Here is an 11,753-nt window from a genome sequence, read left to right as displayed (position 1 = left end):
TGTACATATTTAAACTAGCATTTATAGCCTGCTCTTTTTTTAGTATTGGTAAGGCGTAGCAAAGCACACGTCTTGGCAACGGAATGGCTATAGAATGAGAGAGTAGTGGCGAGGTGTGTAAAGGGAATCCCCTTGAGAGTCACATGCATGTTTCATGCGATTCCAAGGGGATTTTGTGTAGGCACACATGGTGAATTTTCCAGTATTCCTCTATATGAGTATATGATACAATCAAGGTGTTCCGTATATTCTATTATATTGAACACCCATAGCAAATGCCTACAAGCAGGAGGCATTTCTTCTTATTTTTCCCTTCAGGTAAGCTAACGACCTGAAGGGTTTTTATCGTTAGAAAAGGGACAGTTGGATTGGCTCTTGTTCTTCTTCTTGATTTGTACAAGAGATATGTCGATGGTAGCCCGTCCCTAATCTTCGCTGAATTTCTTTGTCGAGTAACGCAATTGCATATTCCTGCGATTCGGTATACATAATCATTTTCTGAGTAGGGTACATTTCTCCACTTGGTGCTACAATGGTATAGAAAAGTGTATAGGTACGGATTTTCAAAAAATACCTCCTTATTGCGCATAATAGTGAATGCAATAGAATACATACGTGATGAGGACACCTACAAATATGATACCGTATAATTTTAATCCAATCAGTGCGAATTTAGAAAAAATAGATAGTCCTTTTTTTAGAAATGTAAATAAAACACCAGCCAAGAATAAGACAACAGAACCACTTATGAGAAAACTAAGCAATATTTCCACCTCTTTTCTGTGTATGCTGTATGATCCGTTATAGTTCTTCCAAATCTGTTTCCATAATGTATACAGTTGCAACATGTTCTTGTTCCAGCAAGGTTTGCAACTGTTGTTGGAGTTCAAATCCATCTTCCGACTCAGCCAGCAGAAAAGACTTTGAAAAGTTGTTTCCATCCACAGAATAGCTCACATCAAATAGGTACATACTCACTGTGCCACCTTTTTACAGGATTTGAATGGAACGGGTTTATATTGCTCATGTCGAACAACTTGGCGTCCATCAATTCCAAGTTGGAAAAAGGATTCCATTTCAGAAATATCTACAATACTAGTATGTTCAAGCACCTTTACAATATATCCTGTTACTTGCAGAGAAGGGTTATGACGGTAAGGAAATGTTACATAATCTCCAACATTGATTTTGTGAATGCTGCTATTAGAAGCCATAGTAGACACCTCCCATCATGTACGTTATTGTGAATAGAATAATAGGTGCAAGGAAAGTACCGAAAAAGTATAGTTGAGACTCTTTACAACCATCAATTCCAAACCATTCACACAGTGCGTGATATTTGGTGAGTAGCTTATCTTTTGGCGTCTGAGGTGTCTGTTGTGGTCTTTCAGAATGTGATATAATAGCTTCATCATTTTTAATTTGTAAAGCGTTTGACATGTTTGTCATCCTTTCAGAATGGAAAATGATATTGAGGAAAGTCCTCGCAGTCTTGGTGGGTGCTGAGGGCTTTCTATTACTTTCTTTTTTCTTTACCATAAAGACGTTCCATCGCTTCAACAGTGAATAAATATTCTCCACGTTTGTTTCCGGGTTTCAGGAAATACTTAATTAACCCTTGTGTTTTTAACTCGTCGATTATAGGACTATTTTTAATACGCATTCTTAAGGTGGATTCGTTAATATTCCATCGATAGCTTGCTTCGTTAGTGGTCATAACATCTTGTAGTTTCATGTCATTCATATGCATCTCCTATATGTTGTAAAGGTCTAATGTCCTCCTTTTCCTATATTATAGGTCTATTGTAATGACTTATAAGTCATTTGTAAATTGATATTTTCAAAAAAATTATATTTTTAATTGAATGAACTTGAATATCGAGATAAAATAATGCAATGTGACAAAATGTTCAAACAGAAATGGAGAGAGGCATCGTATGTATCCCAAATGGATTGACAAAATGGCATTTTCAAAAGCACATCAAGAGTTATTGATTCAGTTGTATAGAAAGCAAATCACACGAAGAGAATATGATTCTTTGGTGAATGAGCTATATGTTTTAGAAACAAAGGGGATCTCAAAATAAAACATTGAAGAAATTATTTTGAGAGGTTTTTGATGTGGAAATAGAATGGAGTGAACGGTAATGAGGGGCAATAAAAAAGAAGAGCAAATACAGAAAATTATGCTCATGCAAGAAGAAATCAAGCTATGGATTCAATATGTATTTCAGCAATGGGAGAGCAAGAAACAGGAACAGTGCAATTCATTTCCCAAATTAGCGTATATAGAGACAGTAGCATTTGAAAGTTCAGAAGCATATCAAGAAATACAAAGACTTTCTGTAGAATTGATGCGAGACATGACAACCTATAAAAGAGAGAAGTTGTTGGTACAAGTAACGGAATTGCATCAGCATATGCAAAGTATTGTGTCAGCTGTCCTAGAAACGATACAAAAATATTCTGTATCCTAATATAGAGCGATATCTCATTTGAAAAAGTGTTGTAAGTGAACAGTACGTAATAAAAAAGAGTAGCTAATAATGGCTACTCAAAATGGAATACATATTATGGATGATTAACAGTGTTCTCATATAAGTTGTACTTTATACAAAAGGTTAAGAAAATTATAGGTGTGTGCATCCTTTGTCTGTTTTATTTTAAACATGCTGTTTCGATTTGAATGGAAAATTGATATTGCTCGTGTGATTCTTCTTCTAACAGAGTAGCAAGGGCTTGTAATTGGTGAATGACTTTCTGTTTTGATTTACGACCTGTATAGTGGATATGAAAGGATTCTGGAATAGAAGACTCTATCGGTGCTGACGGAATTGTTGTCGGTTCAGTTTCTGGTATTACGGGTACTTCTTGTATGGGAATGGTTGGTGGAAGTATTTGCGTTTGAGCTAGTTCGGTGGAATGAGTATATTGTAGATTACTAGGTGTATCTTCTTTGGGAGTAGTCTCTTCTTTCCCTTTTCCTTTTCGTTTTGCCTGCATGTGCCCTTGGGTTGTAATTTCATGTTTTTTATACAAATCATAGAGTTTATTTTTATAGGTTCCTAATCCTTCTAAGATTTCTTTGATTGAAAAGTGCTCTTTCCAATATTGTAGTCGTATCTTTTGTTCTTCCACAGGTAGTGCTTCTAAAGAAGCCAATGGCAAGAATGTGTTGAGTTCCTCAATTTTTACGATTTCTGTCAATGAAAATCACTCCTCTTAAAAATTGATATGGTGTACAAATTCTATATGAGAACAAAATCCCCTTTGGAAAAGAATGGGTGAGTCGAAAATTAAAAATCTTTTCTTATAGCGCACGAAATATATTGTTAAATTTCAGAATATTTACTTTTAATTTATTTCCGGCTGTGATATGATGTTTCCAACCCTTTCGTATGACATGATTTGACACGTTTCGCAAATAAAAAGGGAAAAGAGGAGGAATATACGTATGAAACGATATAAGGTAATCAGTGCTACAGCTTTAGCAGCGATGTTAGTAACAGGTTCATCTACATTCGTATTTGCTGCAGAAAAAGAAACGACCACGCAACAAGTCGTAGAAGCATCTCATGTATTCTCACCCCATTTTATTGAAGAAACGAAAAATCTAGATGCTATTCCTATGAATAATCTCGATAAAGCGGTTCAAGCTGCTTTGTTAGGACCTGAAATAAAAAAATTAAAAGTATTTGACCATGAATTTAATGTGAAACCAGCTTACATTTCGAAACTAGGCAATCAAACTGTCGTAAATGGTCAAATTTCACATCATTTAAGTTTTCGTTTAGATGATCAAGTCTATTATCGTTTTGTAAAAGAAGATGGGGTAATCAAAAATTTAGAAATTAAAATTGATCGTGGTGGATGGACAAAAATTACAGCACCTATTGGTGCAATCATTGCTCAATATTTTGGCGTTCCGATTACACCAGATCTCCTATCACAAATTGGCCAACAATTAGGAGCTTTAACAGATGGAAAATGGGAATATGCTTCGGAAGCGATTGTTGCCGCAATTGGTTTATATGTAGAATAAAACGGTATTAATTTCTTTTATATTATTTCATAACAAAAAGGTGGGTTTTACCCAAGAACTACTTGCTTGTTTCTCATATAGTTCGAAAAGTGTGGAATGGAGATATGCAAAGTTACATATGACAAACGCTCCATCAATCGTATAAGATAAAGCAAATATGGCAAAAAGAAAAAGTTTCAAAGGGGAGGAATTGAGATGTCAATTGCAATCGCAGTCTTAACATTCATTGGAGGAGTTGCTCCATTAGTTACACAATTGTTAAAAGCATTTATGTAGTTTATCGTTTCTAACATGTTGAAAACGTGATAGAATATGATTGTCTGTTATTTGTTTTCATTCATTTGCCCCTTTGGGGCTTTTTTATATAAAAAATAAACACCACATCCGTGGTGTTTAAGGAGAAGATCATCTGAATTTAGTAAAAGTATTAGCATCTTGTATTTTACAGGAAATTATATATATTGGTATTGAGAAAGTTATTCTCTAAATTCGAGATAACAAACAATACATGCAACGATTATCCCCATAATGAGATAACCCAAGAGAATATCTATGCCAAGTACAAACATGATGTTTCTTCCCATCTATTGGTTATTTTGCTAGTTGAGTTTCATATTCTTTTACTAATTTATAGAAAGAAGAACGTTTAATTTTATATTTTTTCATCGCTCCCACCGCTGTAATGTTTCCATCGTGCCATTCTTCATAGGCTTTGATGAATTGTTCGGTAATTTGTACAGGTGGTCTGCCTAACTGTTTCCCTTGCATCTTTGCGAGCGCGATTCCTTCTGCTTGTCGTTGTTTAATATCATTCCGTTCTTTTTCTGCAAAAGCAGATAGAATAGTAAGAGTTGCTTTTTGTACAGCCTGCTGAATAACATCGTTTGTACTTTTTCCATTATAATTCACATTAATAAAAGGTTCTTTAATAAATTGTAAGTTAATCCGCTGTTGTTCGTAATATCTAAACTCTTCTAGCACATCATTCATGCTACGACCTAATCTTGTCAAGGAATCAAAAACAATTGTATCGCCCGTGCGAGCTAAGCGTTTTAACATTTGATAATTTTCCCTCTTCATATTTTTCCCAGACTGCTTATCGATAAAAATATCCCGATCTTCTATCCCAAGACATTTCATATTTTTAATCTGGCGTTCTTCGTTTTGGTCTTTACTAGAAACTCTGACATATCCAAACTTTTTATATTGCAATTCCTTCACCTCGTCCACAATTATATCTTATTTTCATCTGTAAAGGTATATGAAAATTAAAGATATCTGTAAAATGAAAATATAGCTTTTACGGATGTGATTTTCCCTATTTTTCTATGTATCTGAAAAAGTACACCTTTACGAACTGTTAAATGAAAAAGAACAGACTATTGAAATAGTCTGCCCATAGGTAAAAGGTGAAATGAAAGTTACGCAAATGTATAGTATAATAAATTTCTAAATAATAAAAGGTATTAACAAAAAAAAGAACGGTTCTATGGGCATAGTCCGTCCTTCGAGAAGGGAATAATGACAGTTATTCTTCTTAATTATACTTAATAAAACAGAAAATTCAATCTATTATGTATTGAGAAAATATTCATCTTCTGAAATAAGGTGGTTGTTATGAATAAAGGCGATGCCATTTTAAGATTGCTATCAGAAATTAAGTTGGAACTTAAGGAAGTAAAAGAACAAGTGGAACAAATGCAAACAAAGTTAGATACATTCGAACCACAAAATCAAGAGAACAAAGTAAAACAAAAGAAACCAAAAACAAACATAAGCCATGATAAAAAAGATAAGCGAGATTGGAAATACCCTGCTAAAATGAAATAATAAATTGAAAAGTTGATCCATACAGTTATATAATAAACATACACCTTTTTGAAATTCAGTCGAGAAAGTTGGGGGAATTAAGTATAATCATGTCCTCAACTTTCTATTATCTACTACTATCGTGCACATGAATGAAGTGCAAAAGGACGTGCTATGTACATGATTTTCTTATATCGATTTGATTTAAAGGAGAATGGAATCGATTTTGTGCTAAATGAGAAAATCGCTGCGGATATGCTTCCACACTATGATGCTCTGTTGAGACCATTAGTGGCATCTTTAGCGGATACGTTACGATTGTATCGTTCACTAAGTAAACATCCCACCATTTTAACGGGCAAAATACTGGATAATGGACAATTAGAAGTGATGTTAAGTGAAGGATTAGGACAATATATAGATGTATATACAAAGAATCAAATTATTTTTGAAGATGGAAAACGTATTGCGGATATCCTAGTAAACGTAATGGACTCTCATACGAGTAAAACATTGAAAAGAATACATTGATGAGATAAAAAGATAAAAAGACACAAAGGAAAGAACATTCTGATAAAGATGGTATTTTCAAGTGATTTCTTTTTACCCATCCCCTAAAAAGGGGTATTAATACAAAATATTCCAATTAGTTAACTTTTAACGTTTGGGGATTTCTGGATCAGGTGGTGCTAGCAAAACAACCTTAGTTATACCTAGAGCGATTGAACTTCATCCAATCAAAGGATTAAATGGATTTGAAACATAAACGTTCGTTGTTGTTACATTAAGGTCTTTTTACTAAAGATAATTGGTGTCATATTCTGTAAAGGTACTAAAGGTTGGACTTAGTTCTTGAGGGTTTTTGATAAGTTGTTTTTATTTCTTATACCATACGGTATGTGAAATTATATGAGTTGTGCTGTTTTTCGCTTTCTATGGGTAACAATATTGTTTTTGTCGTGTTCCTTTCGGAAGAATAGAAGCTGAGGGGGTGTTTTTTCGAATTCTTCGTAAAATATTTTGCCTCTTGTTTGAAGTGAATGATGAATTAACATACAGGGACAGGTAATGGATACAATTCTGAGTGAAATAAGGCGTACAAACGAGGGTTTGGCTGATTTTACATCTAATATGGTACATCGTTTTACTCTTTTGGATAGTTTTTCAAGTGAAATGGACCATCATGGGGTATGGCAACATCGCCATCAAGCTAAGGAAATGGAACTCACACAAATACGTATAAATTCCTCTCCGACTAGGAAATATGGGGTATCGCTTATCCAAGATTAGAAATTTTTATAAAAAGGTGCATACGAAATAACCCTAACGGGCTACGATTTTAAAAAGTGTATGTATTTTATGGTTTTATATGCTGCTCATATACAATACCTAAAATATCAAATACCGTTTTCTTCCGATACCGATGTGATTTTCGTCCATTTTTATCCAGTAGGTGGAATAATCGAAGAAAACTGGCCATCAATTGTTTTGATTGATCTTGTATTTGTCGATACAATACGCGGAAATAATCATGAATCATATACATAGCTTTCCATTCACTTAATTCTTTTTGTTTTTTCACCAATAATATTTGTCTCATTTGAAACATGACAGTAGAAGAGAGTAAAAGTGCAATTAATTTTCCATAGATGTGGCATTCTAATCGTTCTTTCTTCACATTTGTATTGGAATGAATGCGAAAAATAGATTTCCAAGTTTTAAAGATAATTTCGATTTGCCAACGAAGAGAGTAGAAGTCATGAATGGCTTCTTTAGAAACATATTCCGATGGAATATTCGTAATGTATACATTGATACCTTGTAATTTTTTTGTTCTATCACTAAACGTTATATTTTTCTTTTTTTCCTTGTATGCTCGATCCTTTCTACGTTGTGCCTCCTGATCTGGAGTAAGCCTATAAATCACAGCTCTTACAGGCAGTAAATAATCACGCCCAACATAAACAACAGGAATTTCATATAGTTCCCCTGGTTGTAACTGTTCCATAATCGCTTCTAAATCAATCATGGTATATTGATATTTTTTCTTACTCGCTCCATTTTTAAAAATGGGGACCTTTTCATTTTTTTGAAACAGTTTTGTATTCATTTTAAGCCGAGATAAATAGTAGGCTCCTTTTTGTTGAATGCCATCTAAATCGTTCAAACTAAAATAACCTAAATCCCGTATACAAAGATCTTGTAAATCAACGGTAGGTTGAACTTCTTTTCCGTAATTCACATCATTTTCTTTCGCAGGTCCCAATGCAACATGTAAAAATTGACCACTCAGTAAATCATATTCTAATTGTATTTTCACTCCAGAAGCTTTTCCACTTCCGCCTGAACCAGGATAAACGGCTGCGAGTTGATCTGAAATTTGAAATGTAGTGGCATCTAAAATACGAATACGCCGAAAGTATTCAGAAAAAGAAGAGGGTAGCGATATAGTGGTTACTAATTGTTTTTGTAATAATTGCGAGAAAAGCGAACGTAAAAATTCTACTGCTTTTTCATTTAATCTTACATTTAGTCCTTCCGGACTGATGAGGACACCTGTTTCTGATTCTAAAACACCACATAGTCGTGTCAGGGAATAACTAGCAATATCTTGTCCCATTCCTATACATAGAGCAGCTAAGTCTTGTGCTTTAAATTTACTTGTACGTTGAACAAACTGCGTTTCTTTGGCCAAATGTGTTAAAAAGTTTGATGAAAATACACGTTGTAATTCCTTTGCAAGTAAACGAAATTCTTTAAAATTTGATAATTTTTTCATCGATTCGCCTCCAATTTACTTTATATTTTATAAAATAGAGATAAAAAGAAAAGAGGCGAATGCTTATGTATCCATTAGGTTCAGAGAATAATCCGATTATGATCAAAGTAAGAACAAGAGCACAAGCAGAAAAAATAGCAACGATTTGTGATGAATATGATTTTTATTACATGATTAGTTTAGAATTAAATGAAGATTTAACTGATTTAAAAAAAGCAATTAAAGGACGCACACGTCCAATGAATATATATAATCCATGTGCTTGTAACAGTGGAAAGAAATATAAGTTCTGTTGTATGAATAAAGAAATAGAGCTAGGTATATAAAAAGAAGATACCTCTATTTTATTCGGTTTGGGGGTATCTTCTTTTCCTTAGCTTGATGGCGATGGGGTATGGCAACCAAAAGCGAAATATGGGGCCATATGCAATAATTTTCCAAAACAAAACCGAATATTGTAACAAAAATGGTGCTAATTCATATTGTGACAAATTATTTTTGGTACAGTATTTAGTTACAGCTAATTCAACAGTTAAGACATTTATATTTTCAAATAGAAAACGTAACAAAAATGTTCGTTTTTGTTACATTATGGTCTCTTTGTTAAAGATAATTGGAATTTATTTGCATATGGCCCCAGAAAACCATTTTGGTTGTCATACCCCATCATAGTTTAATTCCTAGTGGCCACAGTCGGAATTAAACGCATCTTGAATGTATCCCAATAATAACATAACTGGAACCATCTATAGATTTCTGAATTTTGAATTTATTTTTGAATGTTAGTTCTTTAGATTCAGATGTTCCAGCTGGAACATCTGAACTTTTGAAAAAGTGTGCCGTACACTTTACTTATCTAAAATATTTCGTACTTCCAACATATCCATATTCGTAAACTTTGCAATATCTTCGATATCCATGCCATTTTTATGCATGCCACAGATTAATTGTTCTCTTTCAGCTAATTTTCCTTTTTCCACACCCTCTTGAAGCCCTACTTTTTTTCCTTCTTCAATACCAACTTCACGGGCGTGTGCTAATTTTGCTTGTTCATCAAATAACACTTTTTCCCGTGCTTCATATGCGAGACGGAAAGAGCTACTCTGACTCATATTTTCCCATTTGTGGATTGCCTTCTGTAACATTGGATCTTGTTTCATGGCTATATCCTCCAACGTGTGGGTTAAATGCTCATCTTCATGCGCTGGTAGTAAAAGTAACCAACGAGCAAATTCATTTTCCCACGGATTAATTTTTTCTTCTCTCCATTGCTGTAGCAATTTCGGAATTTCAATGAAATGGATTTCTAAATCTTCGAGTAACACTTCCTTGTGTTGTTGACTCCAAAATTGTCCGACTGTATGCATGTCATCATATTGAGGAAAGAGATCAAAATCTAATAGATTAATCGCAATCGTTTTTCGTAAAGAACGATAGGGCATCCCTTGCTCTAATTGAGATGTATACAATTTACTCCAATAATACAGGGAACGTTTTACTATCTCTTGTGTATTTCGTAACTGTATTTCTACATTTACCTTCGTCCCATCTTGAAGTGTAGCTAATATATCTAGTATGGATAATTTATCTTCTTCATATTCTTTATGGAGGTGTGGGTCTTCAATTTTTAGCGATACTATCGGTATAGATAAGGATTCATGCAAGATTGCATTTAAAAAAGAAACCAATAATTCCTCTTGTCCTTGTACACCAAATAATTGCTTAAAAGCAAAATCGACTCGTAAATTCACTAAAGGTTGATTCATAGAGTGAGTCACCTTTCTTATTTCATATTCTGTCTTTTTTGTTATTCCCCTTTTTCGGGGGAATGGGCAAAGAAAGTATATATCTATTGTAGCGGAGGAAGGAGAGAAGAAGCAACCCTTGTCACTCATGTTGATGTATTTTGTTTTTATAAATATTACGGTACGTGAAATTTTATGTATTTACTTGTATATGCGCCTATCCTCACTGATTTATATCCCTTTCTACCTGAAATATTTACTACCCATCTTTTAATCCTCTTATCTCCTTGAATGGGGGCTCTTTCCATTTCGAGACTTAAACGTGTTTGGAATCGCCTTATCTTTCGTTAGAGAGGAATCTGAGCGTTCGTTTTTTTATCCCTCTCGACTAATTAATTGGATATAATAACCAATTTTAAGGATATTCAAGTAGGCAGAGCATTCTCCTGTACATCTTGAATTACATGTGAATCACCAAATGAGACGAACAATAGTTCACCGCTCGATGTTTCAACTCTTCATACGTGTATAATTTTTGTTTATCAAATAATTTCGGATGCTTCTGTCTGTAGTATCCGAATAATTCTTCTCCATTTTTCCGTATACGATACCGACGTGCTTGTCTAATTGTACCTGGTATTTCTTCAGGAGCAAACTGTCCCAGTATTTGTAATGCTTGTGCAGATGGGATTTCTTCCCCTGTTACATAGGCATGGATAAAGATAAGTTCTTTTATTGTTATATAATTGTAATGTGAGTTTCCATTCATAGAAGAACACCCCTCCTCGGTCATTATTTTCATCCGTACATGACTAGACAGGTACAAAAAGTTATCTGTCTATCCCATCAGTATGTGAACCGTTTGTTTCACTTTTTCATCGTCCACTCGATAAAATACTTCTAATCCTTTTCGCTCATATGCTACGACTTTATGTGATTTTAACTTACCGAGATGTTGCGAAACAGTGGATTGTGGCATGTCTAAATATTGTTGTAATTCCGTAACATTTACAGCATTCTTCTTTAATAATTGATGTACCATTTGTAGACGAATAGGGTGTGCCAATACCCTTAATATTTCTGAGACACGTTCAAAACAACTTATTTCCGTGCTAAAGACATTTTTCATCTTCTTTTTTCTCCCCCATTCCTGTTATAGAGTTCCAATCTCACAAACCATCTTGCACCGTTCTCTTTCTCCCTTTATACTGAAACAAGTATATATCACAATAAGAGGTGCCTTATGAACAAATCAGAATTAATCAAACAAGTCGCAATACAATCTGAACTAACAAAACCACAAGCGAGCCTTGCAGTAGATGCAGTATTAGAATCCATTCAACATGCACTACAAACTGGAGAACATGTTCAGCTACTT

General features: G+C 34.1%; 17 protein-coding genes. 6 read left to right on the top strand and 11 right to left on the bottom strand.

The window, feature by feature from the left end; genetic code table 11:
• Positions 1–348: 348 nt before the first annotated feature.
• The 5 genes from RT27_RS02005 to RT27_RS01990 form a co-directional block, all read right to left on the bottom strand.
• Positions 349–567: a hypothetical protein gene (locus RT27_RS02005; RefSeq protein WP_043935169.1), complete on the bottom strand. Its 219-nt coding sequence runs from the start codon at positions 565–567 to the stop codon at positions 349–351.
• Positions 568–801: 234 nt separating this feature from the next.
• Positions 802–972 (bottom strand): hypothetical protein, encoded by a 171-nt coding sequence (locus tag RT27_RS35080; RefSeq protein ID WP_197077994.1) that lies wholly within the window; start codon positions 970–972, stop codon positions 802–804.
• Positions 973–974: 2 nt separating this feature from the next.
• Positions 975–1,214, bottom strand: coding sequence for a DUF2187 family protein (locus RT27_RS02000; protein WP_043935168.1), 240 nt, complete (start codon positions 1,212–1,214; stop codon positions 975–977).
• Complete coding sequence (locus RT27_RS01995; RefSeq protein ID WP_043935171.1) at positions 1,204–1,440, bottom strand: hypothetical protein; 237 nt, start codon at positions 1,438–1,440, stop codon at positions 1,204–1,206. Before RT27_RS01995 ends, RT27_RS02000 begins: the two co-directional genes overlap by 11 nt.
• Before the next feature lie 76 nt (positions 1,441–1,516).
• Positions 1,517–1,744: a helix-turn-helix domain-containing protein gene (locus tag RT27_RS01990; RefSeq protein WP_000999223.1), complete on the bottom strand. Its 228-nt coding sequence runs from the start codon at positions 1,742–1,744 to the stop codon at positions 1,517–1,519.
• A 403-nt stretch (positions 1,745–2,147) separates the two neighbouring features.
• On the opposite strand from RT27_RS01990, the gene RT27_RS01985 reads away from it, so the two are divergent.
• Positions 2,148–2,477: a hypothetical protein gene (locus RT27_RS01985; RefSeq protein ID WP_043935167.1), complete on the top strand. Its 330-nt coding sequence runs from the start codon at positions 2,148–2,150 to the stop codon at positions 2,475–2,477.
• A 181-nt stretch (positions 2,478–2,658) separates the two neighbouring features.
• On the opposite strand, the gene RT27_RS01980 is transcribed toward RT27_RS01985, so the two are convergent.
• Positions 2,659–3,207: a hypothetical protein gene (locus RT27_RS01980; protein WP_030030300.1), complete on the bottom strand. Its 549-nt coding sequence runs from the start codon at positions 3,205–3,207 to the stop codon at positions 2,659–2,661.
• 241 nt (positions 3,208–3,448) lie between these two features.
• On the opposite strand from RT27_RS01980, the gene RT27_RS01975 reads away from it, so the two are divergent.
• Positions 3,449–4,042: a hypothetical protein gene (locus tag RT27_RS01975; RefSeq protein WP_043935166.1), complete on the top strand. Its 594-nt coding sequence runs from the start codon at positions 3,449–3,451 to the stop codon at positions 4,040–4,042.
• 591 nt (positions 4,043–4,633) lie between these two features.
• Here RT27_RS01975 and RT27_RS01970 read toward each other — a convergent pair.
• Complete coding sequence (locus tag RT27_RS01970) at positions 4,634–5,254, bottom strand: recombinase family protein (RefSeq protein ID WP_043935165.1); 621 nt, start codon at positions 5,252–5,254, stop codon at positions 4,634–4,636.
• A gap of 405 nt (positions 5,255–5,659) precedes the next feature.
• Between RT27_RS01970 and RT27_RS01965 the strand changes: the two genes are divergently transcribed.
• A complete protein-coding gene (locus tag RT27_RS01965; RefSeq protein WP_043935164.1) occupies positions 5,660–5,872 on the top strand; it encodes a hypothetical protein in 213 nt (70 codons plus the stop codon).
• A 153-nt stretch (positions 5,873–6,025) separates the two neighbouring features.
• On the top strand, positions 6,026–6,382 hold the full coding sequence (locus RT27_RS01960) for a hypothetical protein (RefSeq protein WP_043935163.1): 357 nt from the start codon (positions 6,026–6,028) through the stop codon (positions 6,380–6,382).
• Between the two features lie 826 nt (positions 6,383–7,208).
• Here RT27_RS01960 and RT27_RS01950 read toward each other — a convergent pair.
• Positions 7,209–8,630, bottom strand: coding sequence for an IS4 family transposase (locus RT27_RS01950; protein ID WP_043935161.1), 1,422 nt, complete (start codon positions 8,628–8,630; stop codon positions 7,209–7,211).
• A 65-nt stretch (positions 8,631–8,695) separates the two neighbouring features.
• Here RT27_RS01950 and RT27_RS01945 point away from each other — a divergent pair, with 65 nt between their 5' ends.
• A complete protein-coding gene (locus RT27_RS01945) occupies positions 8,696–8,956 on the top strand; it encodes an SEC-C metal-binding domain-containing protein (protein ID WP_043935160.1) in 261 nt (86 codons plus the stop codon).
• Between the two features lie 522 nt (positions 8,957–9,478).
• Here RT27_RS01945 and RT27_RS01935 read toward each other — a convergent pair.
• From RT27_RS01935 to RT27_RS01925, 3 genes are all read right to left on the bottom strand, one after another.
• Entirely contained in the window at positions 9,479–10,396 is a 918-nt protein-coding gene (locus RT27_RS01935; RefSeq protein WP_043935158.1) for an Rpn family recombination-promoting nuclease/putative transposase, read from the bottom strand.
• 439 nt (positions 10,397–10,835) lie between these two features.
• Positions 10,836–11,144, bottom strand: a complete 309-nt coding sequence (locus tag RT27_RS01930) for a hypothetical protein (RefSeq protein ID WP_043935157.1) — start codon at positions 11,142–11,144, stop codon at positions 10,836–10,838.
• A gap of 69 nt (positions 11,145–11,213) precedes the next feature.
• On the bottom strand, positions 11,214–11,504 hold the full coding sequence (locus RT27_RS01925; protein WP_043935156.1) for a metalloregulator ArsR/SmtB family transcription factor: 291 nt from the start codon (positions 11,502–11,504) through the stop codon (positions 11,214–11,216).
• Between the two features lie 114 nt (positions 11,505–11,618).
• Here RT27_RS01925 and RT27_RS01920 point away from each other — a divergent pair.
• The coding region (locus tag RT27_RS01920; protein WP_043935154.1) for an HU family DNA-binding protein at positions 11,619–11,753 on the top strand (135 nt) is incomplete at its 3' end.

The sequence above is a fragment of the Bacillus sp. L_1B0_5 genome (assembly GCF_000836715.1).
GTDB lineage: Bacteria > Bacillota > Bacilli > Bacillales > Bacillaceae_G > Bacillus_A > Bacillus_A thuringiensis_S.
This window is presented reverse-complemented; position numbering and strand designations above follow the sequence as displayed.